Below are 23,328 nucleotides of genomic sequence, written 5' to 3'. Positions count from 1 at the left end.
ATCGTTTGTTGCTTCATCCCAATCGCGATTTGGATGATCTCAACAACGGAAAGTGTAGTGAGGCATGATGAACACAGAAAACAATACTCCCATCGGCTCGAACGATAACGAGGGCAAACCGAAATGGTTGACCCGCAAGGAATATACCGATCCTGCCGACAAGAAGCGCGATTTCTGGATCGGCGTTGCGATCTTTTTTGTGTTGAATATTGTATTGACGCTCTGCCAGTGGGGTTTGGGCTTTGGTGTGGGTTCCGTCTTTCCCGATTTTTCTAACTCAGATTCCGTTTCTTCTACATTGGCAACCATTCTCTATCTTGTATTCGCCTTGGCGCCATGGGTGATCAACATCGGCTTGATAATCTACTTCGCCCATACGCGCAGTCAGATCGCCCTCGGCATGGTGGCGGGATTTGGCATCGCGCTTGCGATCGTCATTTGTCTCGGGGTGCTTTTTACAATATGGTGCTTTGCCACGCTCAGTTTAGGTAGTTATTAATCGCGCGTTGGAGAATACATTGAACCCGTCTATCGTAAAGGAAGACCGCAAGGAAATCTTTTGGGAACTCACAAAATCCATCTGCCCCGAATGCCGCAAAGTGATAGACGCGCGGATTCTCCTGCGCGACGGCAAAGTGTACATTCGCAAATGGTGCCCGGATCACGGTCAGGCTGAAGCGTTGTTCTTCGGTGACGCCGATCTCTACGTGAAGATCGCTCCGTACAACAAGCCGGGCACGATTCCCCTGCAATTCGCAACTGAAGTCCACGAGGGATGTCCGCTCGATTGCGGATTATGTCCCGATCATCAGCAGCATGCGTGCTTGGGATTGATCGAGGTCAATCAAGCGTGCAACCTGGATTGTCCGCTGTGCTTCGCCAATTCAGGGACGCATCTCGCGCAGGGTGGGTTTGAGTTGACCTTCGAGCAAGTGGAGTTCATGATTGATAGTTTCATCGCGGCGGAGGGCAACCCCGAGGTGTTGCAGTTCTCAGGCGGCGAACCGAGTCTGCATCCGAGAATCATCGAGTTCATCGAGTTGGCGAACCGTAAGGGGATCAAATACGTGATGCTGAACACGAACGGCATCCGCATCGCGCGCGACGATAAATTTTTAGAAGCGCTGGCGAAGACGAAGGCGCATGTCTATTTGCAGTTTGACGGCTTCGACGCGCGCACGAACGAATTAATCCGCGGCAAAGCGGACTTGCTGGACATCAAATTGAAGGCGTTGGATCGGCTGGCGAAACACGATATGCGCGTGGTGCTGGTCGCGGCAGTCGAGCGGGGGATCAACGAACATGAGATTGGGCGCATCGTCGAGTTCGGCTTGAGTCATCCCGCGGTGTTCGGCGTGAACTTTCAGCCAGCGTTCCGCGCGCAAAGACACATCCCTGCTGACCCGTTGACTCGCATGACCATCCCCGATGTGTTGAAAAATTTGGAAACGCAGACGAACGGCTTGATCAAACTGGATGACTTTGTCCCCGTCCCATGCTGTATGCCGACGTGCAACTTTGTCACATATGCGATGATCGAAGGCGACACGGTCACGCCGATCACGCGCATTCTCGATATTTCATATTATCTCAACTACATCAAGAATCGCACGCTCCCCGCTGTGAACGATGATCTGCTCAAAACGCTTGAACGGTTGTGGAGCAGTTCGGCGAAGGTCGGCTCGGATGAAGCCGCGCAAGACATCACGAACATGCTCAAAGGGAAGTCGAACGGCGGGAGCGAACATCACACCATCGAAGAGACTCGCGCGGGCCAGCGCTGTGAATCCTGTCACGCGCATTTGCCGCTGAGCGAACATGCGCCGCGCGACCTCGGTCGCCATGTGTTCATGATCAACACGCGCGATTTTATGGACCCGTACACCTTCAATGTGAAGAACGCGATGAAATGTTGTGTGGAGTTTCTGATCCCCGACGGGCGGATGATTCCGTTTTGCACGTATAACACGGCGGGCTACCGCGAACAGGTAGCGGCAAGTTTGAAACCAGCGGTTGCGACAGATTGATGCGTTGAATCAACCCGCTTGAACCACTGAGTCACGGAGACACGGAGATTTATATGATTTTCTCAGTGACTTCGTGTCTCAGTGTTTTTCTTTTGAGTTATTTCACAAACCTCCACGCCGCAGGCAGGGCAAGCGAGGCGAGGATCAATTTGATCACATCGCCAACCAAAAAGGGGAGCAGTCCAAACTCAATGGCTTGAGCAAAACTTTTCAAAAAGATTCCCAGCCACGCGACGCCGAAAAGATAAATGATGACTGTGCCAACAATGAACGGAATGATGGACGTGCGCACGCTTCTTTCCAAGCCTCGTTCTGCCAGCAGACCCACGATATACGCGGCAATAACGAAGCCAGCGAGGTAGCCCGCCGTCGCGCCGGTGAGGATGCCAAGACCGCGCGCACCGCCTGCGAAGAATGGCAGACCTATCCCGCCTTCGATGAAGTACAGGATCAACGCCGCCGCGCCGCGCTTCGATCCCAACGCCGCGCCGATGAGCAGAACGCCGAACGTCTGCCCGGTGATCGGGACGGGCGTGAATGGAAGCAGAATCTCAATTTGCGCCAGCGCGGCGATCAGCAGACTGCCTGCGACGATCAGAAACATATCGCGCAGGCGAGAAGAGATGTTTGGAAAGTAGCGAGTGGAAAGTGTGGGGGCGAGGGTGGTCATGGAGTATCTCCTGAATATTTAGCCACAGATTTCACGGATTTTCACGAATTCGTTTTTAAATCTGTGCGAATCGGTGAAATCCGTGGCAAAGGTTTTATTTTTACATCACATCGGGCGCTTGGATGTCGAGCAGTCTCAGCGCGTTCGCGATTGTTTGTTTCGCCGCGGCGACGAGCCCCAGCCGGGCATTCCTCATATTTTCATCTTCCGTTTGCAACACTGGCACCGCATGATAGAACGAATGGAACGCATTTGCCAGATCGTACGCGTACTGCGCCATCACCAGCGGACGATATTCATTTGCGGCTTGTTGCACCTTGGCGGGGAATTGCGAAATCTGCTCGATCAACTCGATCTCATGCTTTGTCAATTCATAGTCGAAGGTCAAAGGTCCAAGGTCGCCTGACTTTTGACCTTCGACTTGCGACTTCCTGAGAATGCTGTTCGCCCTCACATGCGCGTTCTGAATGTATGGACCCGTCCGCCCGTCGAACGAGAGCGCCTCGTTGATGTCGAACACGATGTCTTTGTTGTTGTCCACTGCCAGCATCGAATAGACCAACGCGCCGAGACCGATCTGTTCGGCAATCTTCACGCGTTCGCCCTCGGGGATATTTCCGCTTCGTTCCGATTCCACTGCCAGCACGCGCTTGATGGCTTCATCGTATACTTCTTTGAACAGCACCACCCGTCCGCGCCGCGAAGACATGGCGCCTTCGGGCAGACTCACAAACCCGTAGCCGAGGTGATAGCACTTGTCCGCTTGCGGGAAGCCCCACAACTTGAGAATCGCAAACGCTTGTTGTAAGTGAAGCGATTGTCTCACGTCCACCACATAGATCGAGCGGTCAACGTGATACGTCTCGAACTTGACCTTCGCCAGCGCGAGGTCTTTTGTCAAATACAACGTTGTGCCGTCGCGCCGAAGGATTACGTTCGTGCGATACTTTTCTTTCGTCAGCCCGAGTTTCTCGTCAATCTTCACGATCACCGCGCCGCCTTCCGGACGTTCATCATCCGCGATGCCTTTTTGGATCAACTCTTCGACGATTGCCTTCGACGGCTCATCCACTTCCGATTCATAGAACCAAACGTCCATCTTTACATCGAGGATTCGCAGAACGTCGCGCAATTCTTCCAGCGCCCATTCGCGCGTCACGCGCCACAGTTCGCGCACAGATGGATCGCCCGCATCGTATGCGCGATACATCTCGCGGCGTTCGGCTTCGTATGCCTCGCGTTGCGCGGTCTTTTCAGGCGTTTCATTTTCTTTCTTTTCCAACAGCGCATTCGCTTCCACGTACAGCTTCAACATCCATTGACCGCGTTCATGCACGCCCTGCGGTTCCTGTCCCTTGTAAAACTTTTCGTACATCCACATCACGGTGATCACGCCGAGTCCCAAGTCGCCGGGATATGAAGCGCGAATCGTTTCAAAGCCAGCGAACTCTGTCAGCCTTGCGAGCGTTTCACCTAAAACCGTATTGCGCGCATGACCGATATGAAAAGAATGGAGTGTGTTCGGCTGGGCATACTCCACCATGACTCGCTCGCCCTTTGGCGCGCCCCGCCCAAAGTCCGCGCGAGAAGCGAGAACTTCATCCACCACACGATGAGCGTATTCGGATGTTTTGTAATAGACGTTGAGATAGCCCTTCACCGCATCCACGCGACTGACTCCCTCCACGCTTCCGATCGACGTTTTGACCTGTTCCGCCATCTCCTGCGCTCTCGCCGGGACGGGTTTTCTTTGTTCGTCCCGCAGTTGAACTGCGGGACGAACGGAAGAACGCGCTTCATCTGCCGCCGTCTGAAAAAATGACGTGGCGATTCCCCATTCGCCCGCGAACGGAATCGCCGTCCACTTCAACGGCGCAAGCGCGATCCCATGCGCGTCGCAATACGCTTTGATTTTTTCTTCGATGAGTCCTTGTTCTTTTTCAAACATAGTGGAGAGATCCTGTAGATGGTTTGGGATTATATCAACTCCCTCCCCCAAATTCGACAGCAGTTCGTCGAGTTTATGAGAGGCAGGGAGGGGGTAACAAAAGCGGGAGCCTGACGACTCCCGCTGACGGTGTTTACTGGATAGACAAGACCTCGATTACTTCGAAGCCTTTTCCGTTGTTCCGCCCAATGCGTTGAGACGTTTCATCAAACGGCTCTTGAGACGCGCGGCTTTGTTCGCGTGGATAACGCCCTTGCCCGCGGATTTGTCCAACTCGCGGATGGCTTGCAGGACAGTTTCTTTGGTTTCGGGTGCGTTCTTTGCGAATGAGGCGCGAGCCTGATTCACGGCTGTGCGAGCCGAGCCGCGGACGTTACGGTTACGCAAACGGCGCTTCTCGTTCTGGCGATTCCGTTTGATCTGAGATTGAATGTTAGCCAAGGTCTTCCTCTTTCGTTTCTTGATTGATTAATTTGCGCCGTAAAATCTGGCACAGGAGCGGTATTTTACATGATGCTTGCAGAAATGTCCAGAAATTTTACAGTTTGAGATAGCAGAGATCGATTTGCGGAAACCTCTTAGCCACAGGGCGCGCAGAGTTCTCTGAGATATTTCTCAAAATCTCGGTGATCTCTGTGGCTTTGGGCGTCGGAAAGGATATATCCCTATGGCTTGGCGGTGACTAGCACGAAGTACCCGCCGAGCAGGCTATCTGGAGAAGACACGTATGCAACACCTAGTTCGGTGACATTTGTGCTTAGGAGTTGCGCGCGCTGTTCAGGATCGTTGATCCACCAATTGAACGCGGCAAGCGGGGTGCCTCCGTTGGCGGGGGCGAGGGCAAATAGATGTTCGAAAACGAACGTGGCGGTATATCCCTGCGCTTTGACGCGCATCTCCGGCGTGGAGCCGTTCAAACCGCTGTGGCTGAAATACTCATTGCAGATCATATCCACAGCGTGGGCTTTCGCGGCGGCAGCCAATTTCTGATTCACACTCAGGGCAGGTAGCCCGTTGGCGGTGCGTTCGGTGTTGACGAGGTTTCCCACTTCACTCACGAACGAAGCGCTTTCGGTAAACGAGCACTGTCCCTGCACGATTGGCGTGCCGGTGACCGAAACGCCAGCGGGTCGTGTTACGGTCGCTGTCGGCTGACCGGGAACAGTTGGGGTAATGGGGGTGCTTGTTGAAGGTAATGTCGGTGTGGCAGTGATCAGGTTGATCGGAACCACAAGCAACTGTCCCGCGAAAAGGGAGTTGGCGTTTTCGATCTTGTTTGTTTCGATGATCTCTTCTTCTGTGCTATTAAACTTTGCGGCAATGCCGGCAAGCGTATCTCCTAATTCGACCACGTAACTGATCTCGGTCCCGGGCTTGAGATCCGCTGGAATCGGAGTAGTGGTAGGCAGAGGCATACCGGGATAAGGCAATCGCAACACAAGTCCGGGATATACGATGTGAGTCGTGGGGTCTACGCCCAAGCCGGTTTCAGGGTTGAACGGGTTCAAATAGAGGATCAACTTGATGCCGGTTTCGCCCAGCCCAAATTTATCCACGATGACAGCCAGCGAGTCGCCTTCTACGACCGTGTACGGAAAAGGTTCAGAAGGCGTAGGCGTGAATGTGATTGTTGCAGTTTCGGTGACGGTGGCGGTGATCGTCGGGGTGGATGTATTGGTCGGGGTGAAGGTCAACGTAGGGGTTGGAGTATCCGTTGCGAACAACCCGCTGAGCGGGGCGTTCGATCCGCTTGTCAGCCAAATGATGAGCACGATCAATCCCAGCGCCACCAATCCGATGGATCCGTATCGTATCAATAGATCGCGTTGTTGGCGCTTCTTGCGAAAGGAGTTGAGCACGTCCGAAGTGTTGCCAGAGGAAGGTCGGTTGAGCATAGGGGTTCCTTTATAACGCCGCGCAAGTGAGAAGTCCCACCTGATGCGGTGCAATAATTCTACCTGAAAAAAGGAAAACACGTGCGCAGGGAAATAGAGGGTGGATAATGTGTCTACTTCCCCATGTGTTCCCGCAAATATTTGCCGGTATACGACCCTTTGGTTTTCATGACTTGATCCGGCGCGCCCTCGGCGATGAGTTCGCCGCCGCGGTCGCCGCCCTCGGGTCCCAAGTCGATCAACCAGTCTGCCACTTTGATGATATCGAGATTGTGTTCGATGATGAGCACCGAATTGCCAGAGTCGACCAGCCTCTGCAACACCTCGATCAATTTGTGCACATCTGCGGCGTGCAAACCAACGGAGGGTTCGTCCAGCACGTAGAGCGTGCGCCCCGTTGCGCGACGCGATAATTCTTTCGATAACTTCACACGTTGCGCCTCGCCGCCCGAAAGCGTTGTGGCGGGTTGCCCAACGCGCACGTACCCCAAGCCAACCTCTTGAAGCAGTTTCAATTTGCTCAACATCGGCGGATAGTTCTTGAATTCCTCGAGCGCGTGATCCACCGTCATGTCCAACACATCCGAGATCGAATACTGCTCGCGGAACAAGACTTGCAATGTTTCGCGGTTGAAGCGCTTGCCATGACACACATCGCATGGCACATATACATCGGGCAAAAATTGCATTTCGATACGCAGTTCGCCCTGTCCCTGACAGGCTTCGCATCGTCCGCCGTGCACGTTGAATGAAAAACGACCGGGTTTATATCCGCGCACTTTGCTTTCGGGCAACTCGGCAAACAACTTGCGGATCTCGTCGAACAAGCCGGTATACGTGCCGGGGTTCGAGCGTGGCGTGCGCCCGATCGGCGATTGGTCGATGTTGATGATCTTGTCGAGGTGTTCCACGCCTTCGATTTTGTCGTGCTCGCCCGCTTGAGTGCGCGCTCCCATCAATTTCGACGCCAGCGCGTTGTAGAGGATCTCTGTCATCAACGTGGATTTGCCCGACCCGCTTACGCCGGTGATACAAACCAACTTCCCGAGCGGAATCGCAACGTCGATCTTTTTCAAGTTGTTCGCGGACGCGTTAATGATCTTCAGGATTTTACCGTTCCCCTCGCGTCTCTTTTTCGGGACCTCGATCTGCTTCCGCCCTGAGAGATATTGCCCCGTCAGCGACTTGGGGTGCGCCAGGATCTGCTTCGGCGTTCCCTTGGCAATGACTTCCCCGCCATGCTCTCCCGCGGCAGGACCGAGATCGATGATCCAATCTGCCTCGCGGATCGTTTCGTCATCGTGTTCCACAACCAGCACAGTGTTGCCTAAATCGCGCAAGCCTTTGAGCGTTTCAAGTAACCGTGAATTGTCGCGCGGATGCAACCCGATCGAAGGCTCGTCCAACACATATAAAACGCCAACGAGTCTCGACCCGACTTGCGTTGCCAGCCTGATCCGTTGCGCCTCGCCGCCGGAAAGAGTGACCGCGGAACGGTTCAGGGTCAGGTAATCCAGCCCCACGTTGACAAGAAAGTTCAAGCGCTCATGGATCTCCTTGAGAACGCGTTCGGCGATCGCTTTTTGTTTTGAGGTGAGTGACGAGTTCTTGCCCATTAATTTTTTCACCCATTCCAACGTTTGCGACACCGCCCAGGAGGTGGCTTCGATGATGTTCACGTTGTCCACCGTCACTGCCAGCGCGCCGGTGTTGAGCCGCTTTCCCTTGCAGGTCGGGCATGGGCGGTCCGACATGAACTCGGAGATCTTCTCGCGGATGTATTCAGAGTTGGTCTCTCTGTAGCGGCGTTCCAGATTTGTGATTACGCCTTCAAATGCGCGCGAGAATTTGAACTCATTCCCGTTGGCGCTTTGATACGTCATGGAGATTTGTTTTTCGCCGGTGCCGTACAGAACGATTTTGAGTTGTTCCTTTGATAATTCTTTTACCGGCGTATCCAAATCAATTTTATATGCCTTCGCCGCGTTGATCAGGCTTTGCCAATAGAAACCGCCTTCCACCTTCGGTCCGCTCCATTCCATGCTGGCGATGGCTCCGTCGTTGAGCGACAGGTCGCGGTCTGGGATGATGCGGTCTGGGGCGATTTCCAATTTGGAGCCAAGCCCCTGGCAATCTGGGCACGCGCCTTGAGGCGTGTTGAACGAAAATGTGCGCGGTTCCACTTCCTGGATCACCGTGCCATGCTCTGGGCAAGCCAGATGCTCTGAGAATTGAATATCCTCTTTTTTGTCCACGAGATTGACCGTGAGATAGCCCTCGCCGAATTTCAGCGCGGTTTCCACCGAGTCGGTCAGGCGGGTGAGCGCGGCTTTTTTATCTTCCTTTGATTCCCCTCGTGAAATGACGAGGCGGTCAACAACCGCTTCGATCGTGTGTTGTTTGTAGCGGTCCAGTTCGATCTCATCGTCCAAGGAATGCACCGTTCCATCCACGCGGGCGCGCGTAAAACCCGCCTTGCGAATCTCCTCAAACACGGCTTGATACGTTCCTTTGCGGGCGCGTACCAGCGGCGAGAGGATTAAAATGCGCATCCCATCGTCGAGTTGTTGGATGCGGTCTACAATTTCCTGCGCCGATTGTTTGACGACAACCCGCCCGCAAAATGGACAATGCGGTATGCCGGCGCGCGCGAACAACAAACGCATGTAATCGTAAATTTCAGTGACGGTCCCAACGGTCGAACGCGGGTTGTGGCTGGTGGATTTCTGGTCGATCGAAACAGCGGGGGAGAGTCCCTCGATGTAGTCCACATCGGGCTTATCCATCTGCCCGATAAACTGCCGCGCGTACGCCGAAAGCGATTCAACATAGCGGCGTTGCCCCTCGGCGAAGATCGTATCGAATGCCAGGGACGATTTCCCCGACCCCGACAACCCGGTGATCACGACGAATTTATCGCGCGGGATTTCAACAGTGATATTTTTTAGGTTGTGAACGCGCGCCCCAACCACGCGGATGGTATTGGACGACATACTCCTCCTCAAAGGATTTTGATTTTAGCACAAGTGTTCCATTGACTCAAACCAATTCGGACACCGGCGCAACATTTCATTATACCAACCGGCATCGATCGGGCTTTCAATGGTTTTGAAATGTTGCATGTTATACTCCCTGCAACTTCTAAAACCCGGTGGTGTTACTTAATTTAACTCCGCCGGTAGGAATTTTTCTTGGCGGAGCTTGACTTCAACGAAGATGATACCCTGACCCGCGCCTCAACCGGCGACCGTGACGCATTTGGTCGCCTGTATGAGCAATACGTGGATCGCATCTTCAATTATGTATATTACCGGACCGGTAATCTCCACGACGCGGAGGATCTGACAGCCCGTGTGTTTCAGCGGGCAATGAATCACATCAAAAATTACACGGATCGCGGCGTCCCTTTTTCGGCATGGTTATATCGGATCGCCCATAATCTGGTTGCGAACTGGCATCGTGACCGCAGCCGGCGGCAGGAAATTCCACTGGATGAACTGCCCATCCTGCCCACAAAAGGCGACCACCCGGAACGTAACCTCGTCCGCTCGCAGGAGCAAGGCGCGCTTCTTCGTCTCATCCGACGCCTGCCGCCCGAGCGTCAGACCCTCCTCATCCTCAAGTTTGTTGAGAACATGTCGAATGCGGAGATCGGTGAGATCATGGGACGAAGCGAAGGCGCGGTCAAAAGTTTATATCATCGCACCCTGCTGTCGCTCCGCGATCAGTTGGGAGACCAAAATATCAATTTGGAAGGAGAGTAAACCATGTTGCGGATCGTGACCGACGGCGCGGGTGATATCATCCCCTCCTGGGGAAAAGAGTATGGCATCGAAGTAATCCCGGTAAATATTTTGTTCGGTGAAAAATCCTATCTTCAAGGGGTGGAGTTGGATAACGAAGGTTTTTATAAATTAGTTGAGGAGAGCCGAAGAATTCCAAAAACCTCCCAACCTTCCCCGCATCAATTTGTTGAGTTCTATCGGCGCATCGCGCAAAAAGGCGATACGATCCTTTCGATCCACATCACGGCAAAACTTTCAGGCACATACGCTTCCTGTATCGCCGCCGCCGAAGAAGTGAAGGACGAGTTCAAGGTGATCCCCATCGACTCGGCGCTTGGATCGCTGGGCATCGGCATCCTCTGCCGCGAAGCGCGGAAGATGGAACGCGCAGGCAAAAGTATCGAAGAGATCGTGAAATACGTTGAGGATGTGAAGAAACGCTCGCGTGTCATCCTCACCCTCGACACGCTGGAATACGCCAAAATGTCGGGACGCGTGAAGACATTGCAGGCGGCGTTGGCGTCTGTATTGAACGTCAAACCAATTGCGGTGTTGCGCGATGGCGACCTGAAAATGGAAGAACGCGTGCGCACCCGCAAAGCCGCTCTCGATCGTGTGGTTGAAATGGCGAAAAACGAATATGGCAATCAATCGGTCATTCTCGCCGTTGTGCACGCGCGCGACCCCAAATCGGGCGAAGGGTTGCTGGAAGAAGCGAAGAAGCATTTCAACTACACCGAAGCGCTGATGGGTGAGTTGGGTATTTCAATTGCCGCCAACCTCGGGCCGGGCACCGTCGGTTTGATTATCATTCCCGCCGCCTAAATAAGGCTTGCGATGAGACAGGCACGCACACTATGACGATGAATTTGCAGGATGATTTTATCGACCTTGAAGAGCACCTCGCCGGGACTTTGAAACCGGTCTCTCCACCGCGAGACCTGATTCAGCGCCTGCGTGAGCGCCTTCGCTTCCCCGCGCGCGAAGCGATCGTGTTGCGTTTTCAGGACTGGCGCAAACTGTTTCTCGTCTTTGGAGGGGTGATGTCTGGCTTGTTGGTGCTGATCACGGTTGCCCGCGCGTTTTTTCACCTCGCGCGCAAACACATATGATCAGTGCTTCACGAAAGTTTGGGCGACGGTTCGATTTGCCGGGCAAATCGTGTCGCCTGTCTCGACGCAGCGCAGCTGTGTCGGTCACTATGTTCGTGATCTATTGATGATCGATAAACCAAACTAAAAAGACCCTGAAACAGTGTTCGGGGTCTTTTTTGATTCACTGATAGCGCGCAGTCTAGCCACACAGAAGCAGGGCCACAGAGAAAAAAACAGAACGACAGGACTTAGGCAGTCGGCGGGCAGTTGTACTGCCGCCGCCGCAGTGCAACTACGGCGCAACAGGTTCAACTGCGTGCGTCCTAAAAGATTTTCTCCACGTCTCTGTGACTCTGCGGCACAATGCGTAAGGGGCGTTATTTCAATAGTTCTTCACAGAATACTTTCGCCTCAGCGACCAGGTCTACTTTCACGGGAAGTTTGAATTCCTCATTCACGCGCAGGGTCAAGTGACTGGCGATCAGTTTGAGTTCGGGAGAAAGAAGCGGGTCGTCTTTGATCAAGTTTAATAAATCTATGGCGCTGGGGCTGGACGATGGAGCGCCTTTGCGCTTCAAGTGTTCGCGCACGGCAATTCCCGCCGCCCGTCGCGCGCAGACCCGCGCCTGTCCCTCGTTACCACGCTGGCGGGCTTGCTGAGCCCTGGTAATTTCTTTATCGATCTCAACGCTGAAGTTCACGATAGGGATTATACCTTTCCTGGTATCGCAACATGAACACGGCAACCCAAACTTAAGATGCCTTGCCGCTTCGTGTTGCCGCGCGAGATCGGCGGCTAATCTACGAACCGGTACTTCAACAACGTCCACACCGCTTCGAATGCGTCCCTCAACTTGATCTTCTTCCCCTGCGAGTAGTCGCGCGGATTGAATGAGATCGGCACTTCGTAGATCCGATAATTCCGCTTAAGCACTTTCGCGGTGAACTCCGGTTCAAAATCGAACCGTTTTGCGCGGAGGTTCATAGCCTCGATCACCTTGCGGCGGAAGACTTTATAGCCGGTCTCCATATCGGTCAGGATGGTGTTGTACAAGATATTGGTCATCAGGGTGAGTAACTTGTTGGCGACAAGATGCCAGAACATCGTTACCCGGTGCGGACCGCCGAGGAACCGCGAACCATAGACCACATCGGCTACGCCCTCGCGGATGGGTTGAAGCAAAACAGGATAGTCGCGCGGGTCATATTCCAGGTCGGCATCCTGAATCAATAACACATCACCCTTCGCCGCATTCAACCCGGTGACAACCGCCGCGCCCTTGCCTTTGTTGCGCTCATGCAAGATAACGCGGATTTTCCCCTTGCCGTCCAGTTTTTTCAGGATTGCCCTGGTTCCATCCTGCGAGCCGTCATCCACAACCACGATCTCCTTCGCCAGTTTGGTCGCTTGCACCCGCCGCAAGATCTCGCGGATATTGTGTTCTTCATTGTAAACTGGGATAACAACAGAGAGATTCATACAGGGCATTATAACTTCGCGTGGGCGCCGGGTTGCGCCTTCAATGCAGATGCAATATTGATGTCCATGGCGCCCATCATTCGGCAGTATAATTCAGCCGCGCTCCAGAAAAACTTTGACCACATCACAATGTGGGAGGCAGTATGACGAATCCGCTAGGAAAAACCAACATGGGCACCGGGCTGTTTTCTCCGCCCCCGATCAACTCGGTGGAAGATACGGGTCTCTCCGCGCTTTGGTTGCAGGACCTGACCCTCAAGATTCTCTATTCGCAAGGTTTTTTGAGCGGGTTCAAAATCGCCGAATCCATTGCGTTACCGTTTGCAGGGGTCACCGACAGTATTTTAGAATCGCTGAAACGCGAGAAATTGATCGAAGTCAAATCGTCGCAGGGAGGCTTGGGCGAAGGTTCGTACACCTACGGCATCACCCAGGCGGGAGTGGCGCGCGCGCGCGAAGCATTGGAGCGCAGTCAATATTCGGGTCCCGCGCCGGTGCCTTTCGAAGTATATAACGAAGCGATCCGCCGGCAACGCGCCGGACGGCTCACGGTGACCACGCGGACGATGCGCCAGATCCTTTCACAACTCATCATCTCTGAAAAAACCTTTCAAAAATTAGGGCCCGCGCTCAACTCCGGTTCGTCGATTTTCCTATATGGACCTCCCGGGAATGGGAAGACGAGTGTGGCGCGCGCGTTTGGCAATCTTGCATTGAGCCAGGTCTTGTATGTGCCATACGCGCTCTACCTCGATGGGCAGGTGATCAAAGTTTACGACCAAGTCAGCCACCGCCTCGTGCCGGAAGGGGAGGGTGGCTCCTCCTCGGGAACGGGAAGCACGGGCAATTTACGCACCAGCCAGCGACGGGATCCGCGTTGGGTGAAGATTCGCAGACCCTTTGTGGTGGTTGGCGGCGAGTTGACGCTCGAAGGCTTGGACTTGGTGTACGACGATGTGCACAAATATTATGAAGCGCCGTTTCAGGTGAAAGCCAACGGCGGCATCCTCTTGATCGACGACTTTGGGCGGCAACAGGTGCGCCCGCGCGACCTGCTCAACCGCTGGATCGTGCCGCTCGAAAACCGCGTCGATTTCCTCACGCTTCACAACGGACGCAAGGTTGAGGTGCCCTTCGACGTGACGATCGTCTTCTCGACGAATCTGCCTCCCAAAGACCTCGTGGACGAAGCCTTCCTGCGCCGCCTGCGGCACAAGATTGAGATCGGCGACCCGAGTTACGAAGAGTATCGCGAAATCTTCAAGCGCGTCGCCTCGGATAAGCGCGTGGAATATAACGACCAGGGACTCGCGTACCTGTTGCAGGAATGGTACATCAAACGGAATCGCAAACTACGCGCCTCGCATCCGCGCGACCTATGCGACCAGATCCTCGACATTTCAAGTTACCTGGGCGCGCCGCCAGCCATGTCGCGGGATATGCTCGACCGCGCGGCAAGCGCTTACTTTGTGGATATTTAACCCAAACTGTTCGTCAACTTTTACGGATTACGCTTCGTAGTATCATTTGCGTAATCCGTATATTTTTTATGATGATCGAATCGCTTCCCCAACCTGTCATTTTTGCCCATCGCGGCGCGTCGGCGTACGCGCCGGAAAACACCCTTGCGGCATTGGAGCTTGCCGTCGCGCAAGGGGCAGACGCCATTGAATTGGATGTAAAGCTGTCCTCCGATGGGCATGCCGTTGTCATCCACGACGATACGGTAGACCGCACAACGGATGGCGTTGGGCGGGTAAAAGAGTTAACGCTGGCTGAACTTCGCTCACTAGACGCGGGCGCGTCATTCTCTGAGAAATATCGCGGAGAGAAAATTCCGTTGTTGGAGGAAGTCTTCGAAGCGGTTGGCAGGCGTTCGTTCATCAACGTGGAATTGACCAATTACGACAATAAAAAAGATCATCTTGTTGAAACCGTGTGCATGCTCGTCAAGAAATTCAACCTTCAGCAACGGATCCTTTTTTCTTCTTTTCATGCGAAGAACCTGGCGAAAGCGCGCGGCTTGATGCCGGGCGCGCCTCGCGGCTTGCTGGCGGTCAACGATTATCGAGGGATTTGGCAACGTTCGTTTATGTTCGCGTTTGGGGATTATCACGCGTTACATCCATATTTGGAGAATACCTCGCCCCAGCAGGTGCAACGCGTCCATCGCATGAAGCGCAGAGTCCACGTGTGGACGGTGAATGCGGAAGAGGAGATGCGTCGCTTGTTCCGCTGGGGCGTGGATGGAATTTTCACGGACGATCCGTTACTGGCGCTCAAAGTTCGAGGGGAGCTGTGAGAGACGTGAAGAAAACGCGTCAGGGTGTGAACCAACTTCACTTGGGGAGAAGAGGCGGGCGTTCGTCATGAAGTTGAGGAAACTCATTCATTGCCTCCTGGCGGCGTTTGTCGCCTCATCCATGCTCTGGCGTGTGCCGGCAGTGGGCGCCCAGTCGCAGGCGCAGGCTATCTTGAATTCGATGACGCCGCAGGAGCGCGTGGGGCAATTGTTTCTTGTCACTTTTCGAGGGACAAGTATCGCGCCCGATTCGAAAATCTACGACCTGATCGTCAATCGTCATATCGGGGGCGTTGTGCTGTTGGCGGAGAACGATAATTTTGTCGATGCGCCGGAGACGGTCCCCGGCGCCTATCAATTGGCGAGCGATCTGCAAAACCTCGAATGGGAGGCGACCAACTCGCTCTCGCCCGCCGATGCGTCAAATGAGTACGTTCCGTTGTTCGTTGGGATTTCGCAGGATGGCGATGGCGCGCGACGCGACCAGATCTTGAGCGGGCTAACGCCCACACCTTCGTTGATGGCTGTCGGCGCGACATGGAATGCGACTCAGGCGGAGCAGGTAGGGGCTGTGCTAGGATCCGAGTTATCTGCCATCGGTTTCAATTTGATTTTTGGACCGTCTCTTGATGTGGTGGAAACGCCCAACCCCTCGGCGTTGAGCGACCTCGGCGCAAGCGTGTTTGGCGGCGATCCGTTTTGGGTGGGGAAGATGGGCGGCGCGTTCATTAAAGGTCTCCATGATGGTAGTGAGAACCGCATGGTAGTGATCGCAAAGCACTTCCCAGGGCGCGGCGATTCGGATCGACAACTTGGGGAAGAGGTAGCAACGGTTCGGAAGTCGCTGGAGGCGTTGAAACAGGTTGAGTTGTTTCCATTTTTTGCCGTGGCAAATGCGGCTGATCCGGCTCTCCACGCTGATGGATTTTTGGTTTCTCACATACGATATCAGGGATTTCAAGGAAACATCCGGGCGACAACGCGTCCCGTCAGTTTGGATTCGTCTGCCCTGCCTGCCATCCTTGCCTTGCCGGAGTTTCAAGGTTGGAGGCAGGCTGGAGGTTTGGTGGTCAGCGATGCCCTGGGGAGCAACGCGGTGCGCGCTTTTTATTCGCAAGGCGGCGAGAATTTTTCACTGCGCTCGGTGGCGCGAGATGCCTTTCAGGCGGGCAATGACTTGATGTATCTTGGGAACATCAAGTCGGACTTGGGGACGGATGTCACGCATGAAACGACGGTGGAAATTCTCGATTTCTTCACGCAGGAATATGTCAACGACCCCGCTTTTGCCCAGCGCGTGGATGCGGCTGTGGCGCGCATCCTCGCGAAAAAATTGGGGTTGTACGGCGGCAATTTTTCGGTTTCGAATGTGATTCCCTCCATCCTGGGTCTTGGCTTTACCGGTGAATTGCAACCGGTGAAATTCGAGGTGGCGAGCAATGCCGCCACGCTGATCAGCCCCGACCCGCAGGAATTAGGCGCGCTCTTGCCGGCTCCGCCGAACCCAAGCGACCGCATTGTGTTTCTCACAGACGCCTCCACCTATCAACAGTGCAGCGCGTGCGCTCCGAAAGACGCGCTGGCGGTGGATGCTCTTCAAAAAGCGGTGGATCGGTTATACGGTCAGGGTGGGAGCGCGCAGGTATTCAACAGCCGCATGAATTCGTTTTCATTCCGCGAGATGGAGTTGCTCCTCAATGGCGAAAGCGAAACCAATATCGAAAGCGCGTTGGAGCGGGCAACCTGGGTGGTCGTTTCGCTGGCAGATGTGAGCAACAACCAATTGGCGCTGTTGCGGCGCTTTTTTTCCGAACGCCCAAACCTGATCCGCAACAAGAACATCATCTTGTTTTCGTTCACTGCGCCATATTATCTCGACGCCACCGATATTTCCAAGTTGACGGCGTATTACTCGCTATATAGCAAACAACCCGCCTTCGTCGATGTCGCCGCCCGTTTGTTGTTTCAACAGATCGCGCCGGGGGCGTCGCCGGTCTCCATCCCTGCCGTAGGATACGATTTGATCGCCGCGTTGTCGCCGAATCCTTCGCAAGTGATTCCTCTCGCGTTGGATATTTCGGCGCCGGAGTTGACTGCCACGCCTGATGTTCTCGCGCTACCGGCGACTCCCTTGCCCCTTTTCAAGATCGGCGATTCGATCGCGGTTCGCGCCGGACCCATTCTGGATTCCAATGGGCGGCTGACGCCCGACGGGACGATCGCCCGCTTCACCATGTCTACGCGTGATTCGGGAGGCGGAGTTTTACAGCAGGTGGACGCTCCCACTGTGGATGGGATTGCGCGCGCCTTGTTCGTGATCGACAAGCCGGGCTTTGTGGAAATCCGCGTGATGAGCGAGCCGGCGCTGGTGTCTGAGGCGCTTCAATTCGACGCGTCGGATGCGGGGGTAGCGGTGACGGTTATCGCTCCCACTACAGTTGCGACGCCGACTGCGACTCTTCCCTCGCCTACGCCGGCGGCGGAAAACGACCTTGTTACGCCGGAGGGGTATCCTCGCCTCGGCGGGTGGATGTTGGGCTTGCTGGCGCTGGTGGGCGGCGCCGCGCTGGTATTCTGGGCGGCGAATAATTTGATTGCCACTCGTTGGGCGTTACGCTTCACGTTGTGCGCGGTGATCGGCGGCTTGTTATCGTATAACTATCTCGCGCTCGGTTTCCCTGGCGCGGCGGATTGGATCGCCTCCAGCGGCGGCACGTTTGGCGTGTTGATTTTGATCTTTGGCGGAGAAGTTGCGGGGGTATTGACGGCTTGGGTTTGGATGCGTTGGTTCAACGGGCAAGGGTCGCGAGCAAGCTAACGAGCAAAAGCACCCCCGCGCTCCATGCGAGCGTCGTTTCCGTTGGGTTGCCAAGATAATCTGACACGGTTTCAGGACGCGGACGGCGCAAGGGCAGGAGGGGATTGCTCGGCGATTCGCTGAACCCAAGCAGGGCTTTGCGGAACTCGTCAACCGACGGCGGTCGTTCGTCGGGGTGAAGAGACATTGCCCATTGGATGGCTTTCTCGGTTTTCTGCGACACGTGGGGATTGATCTCCCGAATGGGAACCAGGCTTTCAGGGGAGAGGAAGCGTTTGCGCGCGTCGGCAGGCGATTCGTTTGTCAACAAGTGATACAGCGTGGCGCCGAACGCGTAAATATCCGAGCGGATGTCCGTATGCACATCGCTTCCGCCGTATTGTTCGAGCGGAGTGTACAAGGCCGTGCCCTGTCCTTGAATGATGGTGATGGTCACTTCTTCGGGGGCGAGAATTTTCACCAAGCCGAAATCCACAAGTTTGATCAAGCCGTAGGGCATGAGTTTGAGGTTGCTGGGTTTGATGTCGCGGTGGACGATGGGCGGTTCTTGCCCGTGCAGGTAGGTGAGCGCGCTGGCGATCTGCTCCGCCCAGGCAAGCACTTCTTTTTCGGGCAGGAAGTGATGTTTGCGACGCGCTTCGATCATCATGTGGCGCAAGTCGTTGCCTGGCACATAGTCCATCACCAGATAATCACGGGGCCCGTTCGAGAAGAAGTCCGATACTTTCGGCAGGTTGGGATGATCGAGACGCGCCAATATGGTTGCCTCGCGCAAAAATTGTTCGCGGGCTTCTTCGCGTATTTTTTCCGGGAGCGCGCGGTCGTATTCAACCTCTTTCAACGCGCACTCGCGCCCTTTTAGGCGTGTATCGTCGGCGAGATAGATCGAGCCCATGCCGCCTTGTCCGATGCGTTCTCGGATTTTGTAGCGACTGCGCAAGACCTCCCCGCTCTTCAGGGGTGGGAGCAAACTTTCTCCTTAAAGTTATTCGTGTGTCGACCCCGTACTGCAACTACGGAGCGAACAGGTACTGTGGAAGAGACGTCTCTCGCAGAGTCAATTCGGCGTTGGTTCTGCACAGAAACGCTTGTTTATGCTATATTCCAGACGACGCTAGTCCGTCGATTCGAACCAGGTTGGCGCGTATTATAAACTCGATTTATCTACCTGACATCCAAAGTCGATAAAAGTTTCATGAAAAAAACAGAAGATTATCCGTTATTGATCGCCGAGGATGGGCCGCTCAAAGGCAAACGCTGGCAGTTAAGTCAGACCGTTGTGCTGGGGCGCGAATCTACGTGCGATGTGGTTGTTGCCGACCGGCAGATTTCGCGCTTCCACGCGCGCATGACGCCGACCAACGAAGGGGTGATGCTCGAGGATCTGGGGAGTAAGAACGGAACGTATCACAACGGCATCATGCTTTCGGCTCCTGTGATGTTGCAGGATGGCGACCGTCTGGCGGTGGGAATTGCCCAGCAATTCACCTACCTCACCTCCGACGCCACCATGCCCCTGCTGGATGGCGGCAAGCCGGGCAGATTGATGATCGATCAAAAATCGCGCCGCGTGTGGGTGCGCCAGCAGGAACTCGAGCCTCCGCTTTCCGCTCAACAATTCCGCTTGCTGTGGTTGTTGTACGATACGCAGGGACAAGTGATCAGCCGTCCCGATCTGGTGACGGCGGTGTGGAGCGACGATCAATCTGCGGGCGTGTCTGATCAGGCGTTGGATGCCTTGGTGCGCCGCCTGCGCGAACGCCTCGCCGCGCTCGACCCGGGTCACCAATACATAGACACGGTGCGCGGTCACGGAATCCGATTGGATAATCCGTCAACATGACCTATTCGATTCATACCAATCAAAAAAACCTGTGGTGAATTTTAGTCACAGGATTTTTTAATTAGGCTTCCTTGTCATTCGTTATAAAATAGAGTACATTAACTATCAGCACGTTCGTTCTATTTATTGTGATGGAATCATGTCATTCTGAGGAGCGGAGCGACGAAGAATCTATGTTGCTCCAAGAAGATTTCTGGCGAGAGGAGAGATGCTTCGCTCCGCTCAGCATGACATAAAATTAGGAGACATTGAATGACAGACTCAAATTTTTATCTTGGACGCGAGTACGACCCGAAAACGCAAAAAGTAACCGCGAAGAATATCAATTACGATCCCGCCGATCTCACCACGCATGCGGTCGTGACCGGCATGACCGGCTCCGGCAAGACCGGTTTATGCGTTGCCCTGCTCGAAGAAGCCGCGTTGCAGGGCATCCCCGCTATTATCATCGACCCGAAGGGCGATCTCACCAATTTAATTTTGCACTTCCCCGAACTTGCTCCGCAAGATTTTCAACCGTGGATCGATGCAGATTTGGCGCGTCGTTCCGGCAAGACTCTCGAACAGGTCGCAACGGACGCGTCCACTTCGTGGCGCAATGGCTTGAAAGAGTGGGGGATGACTCCGGAGCGCGTGCTCGCCTTGAAAAATTCTGTGCAATTTTCCGTTTTTACACCGGGCTCCGATTCGGGAATCCCTGTCAGCGTGTTGTCATCGCTTGCCGCGCCTGAAATCTCATGGCAGGATAACCGCGAAACCCTGCGCGAGCGAATCGCAAGCACAGTGACAGCCCTGCTCGGACTCGTTGGCATCAATGACATTGATCCCATTCGTTCGCGCGAACACATTTTGCTTTCCAACATCTTCGAGAACGCGTGGAGTCAAGGCAAAGACGTTGAACTCACCGAATTAATTTTGCAAACGCAAACCCCGCCGTTCGATAAACTCGGCGCGTTCCCAGTGGACACTTTCTTCCCCGCCAAAGACCGCATGGACTTGGCGATGATCTTGAACAACATCCTCGCCGCGCCCGCATTCGAGGCTTGGCGCGAAGGTCAATCGCTGGATGTCAACGCGTTGCTCTATACCAAAGAGGGCAAGCCGCGTCACAGCATTTTTTATCTCGCGCATCTCTCCGACGCCGAGCGCATGTTCTTCGTCACACTGCTTTTCTCTGCCGTCGAAACATGGATGCGCACCCAAAGCGGCGCAACCTCCCTCCGCGCGCTCCTCTACATGGATGAAATTTTCGGCTATCTGCCTCCGCTCGGCAACCCGCCTTCCAAACAGCCGTTGCTTCGCATGTTAAAACAAGCGCGCGCGTTCGGGCTTGGCTTATTGCTTGCCACGCAAAACCCGGTGGATGTGGACTACAAAGGCTTGTCCAACGCCGGCACGTGGTTCATCGGCAAACTGCAAACCGATCAAGATAAAAACAGACTGCTCGACGGGCTTGAAAGCGCGGCGGGCGGCGTCTCGCGCGGTATCTTCGATAAATTAATTTCATCGCTCGGCAAGCGCGTGTTCGTCTTGCATAACGTCCACTCCAAAGCGCCGGAGTTATTGCAAACACGCTGGGTGATGAACTTTCTCGCCGGTCCCATCACGCGGACTCAAATTCCCGCATTGAATCAACTCGCCAATGCGGATGCTTCGCTTCCGACTCAGGGTCAGCCTGCCTCGCCCTCCTCAACTGTTTCTACGCCTCAACCATCTTTCATGGCGTCTGCCCCGCAAAGACAATCTCCAGTCTCCAATCTCCAGTCTCCAACCTCCAATTCCCAATTCTCCTCCACCAAGCCCTCCATCCCTCCAACGATCCGAGAGTATTTCCTCCCGCAAAACCTCAGCCTGCCCGAAGCGTTCAAAGCCGCGAATCAACCCGCGCCCTCCGAAGCGATGATCGAAAGCATCGTGTACAAGCCGGCGTTGCTGGCGTCCGCCCAGATCCGCATCCTCGACCGCAAACTCGGCGTGAACAGCGAGATCGCGCGCACGGCGGTTGTCGCCTCGCCCGAAAAGCGCGGCACTGTCCGCTGGGAGGATTACGCGGCTACCGGCAAACCGATGGATAACGTGGACACATCTCCCGCGCCCTCCACAAAATTCGGCACAGTGGATGCGCCGCTGAACGACGCCAAATTGATGACCGCCTTGCAAAAAGATTTCACCGATTGGGTCTTCCGCAATTCATCCGTCACTGCCCGCGCGAACCAAGCGTTGAAAGTATTCGCCGGTCCCGATGTGACTCAAGCCGAATTCATGACCGCCTGCTCCGACGCGGCGCGCGCGTTGCGCGACGCCGAACTCGAGAAGAAAACCTCCGCGATCGATAAAAAGATAAAAACTCTCGAAGACAAAATTTACCGGGAAGAACGCGAACTCCGCCAGGATCAAGAAGATGCGAGAAACCGCAACATCGAAGCCGGGCTAAACGGAGTGGAAGCTGTGGCAGGCTTGTTCGGGTTGGGACGTAAAAAGAGTCTTTCCACGCCGGTCTCAAAGTTCCGAATGGCGAAGAACGCAAAGGAAGATGTGCGCGAGTCGGAGGAAGCCATTCAACAATTTAAAAACGATATCGACGATCTTCAAAGACAGCGTGAACAGATCGAAGCGGAGATCACTGAACGCTGGGGAAGAGCCGCCAGCGAATCGACTGAAGTGACCGTCAACCCCAAAAAGACCGATGTGTATGTGAATCTATTCGGCGTAGGCTGGATGCCCTACTATCTCGTGAACTCCGGCGGCGGCTTGCTCGAACTCCCCGCATTTGGGGCTGAGTAACAGCCGCGCTGTCTTATGTTCTGGATCATCGTAGCGGTTGCGTTTTGGGGCTTCTTTCATTCGGTCAATTCAACTTTTGCGGTCAAGGAATGGATCCGCCGCGCGTTGGGCGATGGCTTCATGAAGTTCTACCGCCTCGCTTTCAACGTCTTTGCGGCGCTGACCTTTTTGCCGATTCCCATCCTGTTGTTTACACTCCCCAGCCGATTGCTGTATCGCGTCCCGGCTCCGTTCATGCAGCTGATGATCGCCGGGCAGGTGTTCTTCGCCGCTTGTTTATTCACCGCTCTGTATCATTACGGTATCTTGTATTTCATCGGCTTGCGACAATTGGTTGAACTCCCCAGCGAGCGTAAACTGGTTGGAAGCGGCTCGTATGCGATCGTGCGGCATCCCTTTTACGCGTACTTCCTCTTTTTCCTCTGGCTGACGCCGGTGATGACGATGAACTTGTTGATCGCCTACCTCTCGCTGACCGCGTATATTCGCGTCGGCATTTATTTCGAGGAGCGAAAATTGCTCCGCGAGTTCGGCGAAGAGTACGCGAAATACCGGGCGAGTACGCCTATGCTCATTCCCGGCTTGAAATTTGGCAGGAACAAATCGCGTTCTCCTCTCGTTTTAGAACCGCAATCGACGGATAAGGTATAAGAAAGAGATTGATTACCTTACACTTTCAAAA

General features: G+C 54.5%; 19 protein-coding genes. 11 read left to right on the top strand and 8 right to left on the bottom strand.

The genetic code is table 11. The features are described 5' to 3' along the window. Window positions 1-64: 64 nt before the first annotated feature. Both AC16KF_RS16160 and AC16KF_RS16155 read left to right on the top strand, forming a co-directional pair. Complete coding sequence (locus tag AC16KF_RS16160; RefSeq protein ID WP_484038380.1) at window positions 65-499, top strand: hypothetical protein; 435 nt, start codon at window positions 65-67, stop codon at window positions 497-499. Window positions 500-518: 19 nt separating this feature from the next. Next, a complete protein-coding gene (locus AC16KF_RS16155; protein WP_484038379.1) occupies window positions 519-2,027 on the top strand; it encodes a radical SAM protein in 1,509 nt (502 codons plus the stop codon). Between the two features lie 97 nt (window positions 2,028-2,124). Here AC16KF_RS16155 and AC16KF_RS16150 read toward each other — a convergent pair whose 3' ends face one another. The 5 genes from AC16KF_RS16150 to uvrA all read right to left on the bottom strand — a co-directional run bounded on the left by AC16KF_RS16150 (window position 2,125) and on the right by uvrA (window position 9,533). Beyond that, window positions 2,125-2,697 carry a biotin transporter BioY gene (locus AC16KF_RS16150; RefSeq protein ID WP_484038378.1) on the bottom strand — a complete coding sequence of 191 codons (573 nt, stop codon included), beginning with the start codon at window positions 2,695-2,697 and terminating at the stop codon, window positions 2,125-2,127. A 100-nt stretch (window positions 2,698-2,797) separates the two neighbouring features. Continuing rightward, window positions 2,798-4,645 (bottom strand): arginine--tRNA ligase, encoded by a 1,848-nt coding sequence (argS, locus tag AC16KF_RS16145; RefSeq protein WP_484038377.1) that lies wholly within the window; start codon window positions 4,643-4,645, stop codon window positions 2,798-2,800. A 156-nt stretch (window positions 4,646-4,801) separates the two neighbouring features. After that, entirely contained in the window at window positions 4,802-5,086 is a 285-nt protein-coding gene (gene rpsT / locus AC16KF_RS16140; RefSeq protein ID WP_484038376.1) for a 30S ribosomal protein S20, read from the bottom strand. A gap of 224 nt (window positions 5,087-5,310) precedes the next feature. Continuing rightward, window positions 5,311-6,540, bottom strand: a complete 1,230-nt coding sequence (locus tag AC16KF_RS16135) for a CAP domain-containing protein (protein ID WP_484038375.1) — start codon at window positions 6,538-6,540, stop codon at window positions 5,311-5,313. Window positions 6,541-6,653: 113 nt separating this feature from the next. Then, on the bottom strand, window positions 6,654-9,533 hold the full coding sequence (gene uvrA / locus AC16KF_RS16130) for an excinuclease ABC subunit UvrA (RefSeq protein WP_484038374.1): 2,880 nt from the start codon (window positions 9,531-9,533) through the stop codon (window positions 6,654-6,656). Between the two features lie 198 nt (window positions 9,534-9,731). Here uvrA and AC16KF_RS16125 point away from each other — a divergent pair, with 198 nt between their 5' ends. Genes AC16KF_RS16125 through AC16KF_RS16115 form a run of 3 tightly spaced genes read left to right on the top strand, consistent with a single transcriptional unit; the run spans window position 9,732 to window position 11,437 of the window. Beyond that, window positions 9,732-10,304 (top strand): RNA polymerase sigma factor, encoded by a 573-nt coding sequence (locus AC16KF_RS16125; protein WP_484038373.1) that lies wholly within the window; start codon window positions 9,732-9,734, stop codon window positions 10,302-10,304. Window positions 10,305-10,307: 3 nt separating this feature from the next. Then, window positions 10,308-11,150, top strand: coding sequence for a DegV family protein (locus AC16KF_RS16120; protein ID WP_484038372.1), 843 nt, complete (start codon window positions 10,308-10,310; stop codon window positions 11,148-11,150). A gap of 32 nt (window positions 11,151-11,182) precedes the next feature. Further along, window positions 11,183-11,437, top strand: coding sequence for a hypothetical protein (locus AC16KF_RS16115; RefSeq protein WP_484038371.1), 255 nt, complete (start codon window positions 11,183-11,185; stop codon window positions 11,435-11,437). Window positions 11,438-11,796: 359 nt separating this feature from the next. Here AC16KF_RS16115 and AC16KF_RS16110 read toward each other — a convergent pair whose 3' ends face one another. Both AC16KF_RS16110 and AC16KF_RS16105 read right to left on the bottom strand, forming a co-directional pair. Further along, window positions 11,797-12,120, bottom strand: coding sequence for a hypothetical protein (locus AC16KF_RS16110; RefSeq protein ID WP_484038370.1), 324 nt, complete (start codon window positions 12,118-12,120; stop codon window positions 11,797-11,799). Between the two features lie 95 nt (window positions 12,121-12,215). Continuing rightward, on the bottom strand, window positions 12,216-12,908 hold the full coding sequence (locus AC16KF_RS16105; protein WP_484038369.1) for a glycosyltransferase family 2 protein: 693 nt from the start codon (window positions 12,906-12,908) through the stop codon (window positions 12,216-12,218). 134 nt (window positions 12,909-13,042) lie between these two features. Here AC16KF_RS16105 and AC16KF_RS16100 point away from each other — a divergent pair, with 134 nt between their 5' ends. From AC16KF_RS16100 to AC16KF_RS16090, 3 genes are all read left to right on the top strand, one after another. Continuing rightward, entirely contained in the window at window positions 13,043-14,380 is a 1,338-nt protein-coding gene (locus AC16KF_RS16100; RefSeq protein ID WP_484038368.1) for an ATP-binding protein, read from the top strand. Between the two features lie 68 nt (window positions 14,381-14,448). Further along, window positions 14,449-15,201: a glycerophosphodiester phosphodiesterase gene (locus AC16KF_RS16095; protein WP_484038367.1), complete on the top strand. Its 753-nt coding sequence runs from the start codon at window positions 14,449-14,451 to the stop codon at window positions 15,199-15,201. 67 nt (window positions 15,202-15,268) lie between these two features. After that, window positions 15,269-18,019 (top strand): glycoside hydrolase family 3 N-terminal domain-containing protein, encoded by a 2,751-nt coding sequence (locus tag AC16KF_RS16090; RefSeq protein ID WP_484038366.1) that lies wholly within the window; start codon window positions 15,269-15,271, stop codon window positions 18,017-18,019. Here AC16KF_RS16090 and AC16KF_RS16085 read toward each other — a convergent pair. After that, complete coding sequence (locus tag AC16KF_RS16085) at window positions 17,991-18,989, bottom strand: serine/threonine protein kinase (protein WP_484038365.1); 999 nt, start codon at window positions 18,987-18,989, stop codon at window positions 17,991-17,993. The two genes, AC16KF_RS16090 and AC16KF_RS16085, sit on opposite strands and share 29 nt — an antisense overlap. A 225-nt stretch (window positions 18,990-19,214) precedes the next feature. Here AC16KF_RS16085 and AC16KF_RS16080 point away from each other — a divergent pair, with 225 nt between their 5' ends. From AC16KF_RS16080 to AC16KF_RS16070, 3 genes are all read left to right on the top strand, one after another. Then, a complete protein-coding gene (locus tag AC16KF_RS16080; RefSeq protein WP_484038364.1) occupies window positions 19,215-19,862 on the top strand; it encodes an FHA domain-containing protein in 648 nt (215 codons plus the stop codon). A 252-nt stretch (window positions 19,863-20,114) separates the two neighbouring features. Further along, window positions 20,115-22,646 (top strand): ATP-binding protein, encoded by a 2,532-nt coding sequence (locus AC16KF_RS16075; RefSeq protein WP_484038363.1) that lies wholly within the window; start codon window positions 20,115-20,117, stop codon window positions 22,644-22,646. A 15-nt stretch (window positions 22,647-22,661) separates the two neighbouring features. Then, window positions 22,662-23,297, top strand: coding sequence for a methyltransferase family protein (locus AC16KF_RS16070; protein ID WP_484038362.1), 636 nt, complete (start codon window positions 22,662-22,664; stop codon window positions 23,295-23,297). The last annotated feature ends 31 nt before the right edge of the window (window positions 23,298-23,328 follow it).

Source organism: Candidatus Defluviilinea gracilis (assembly GCF_057138825.1).
This window is presented reverse-complemented; position numbering and strand designations above follow the sequence as displayed.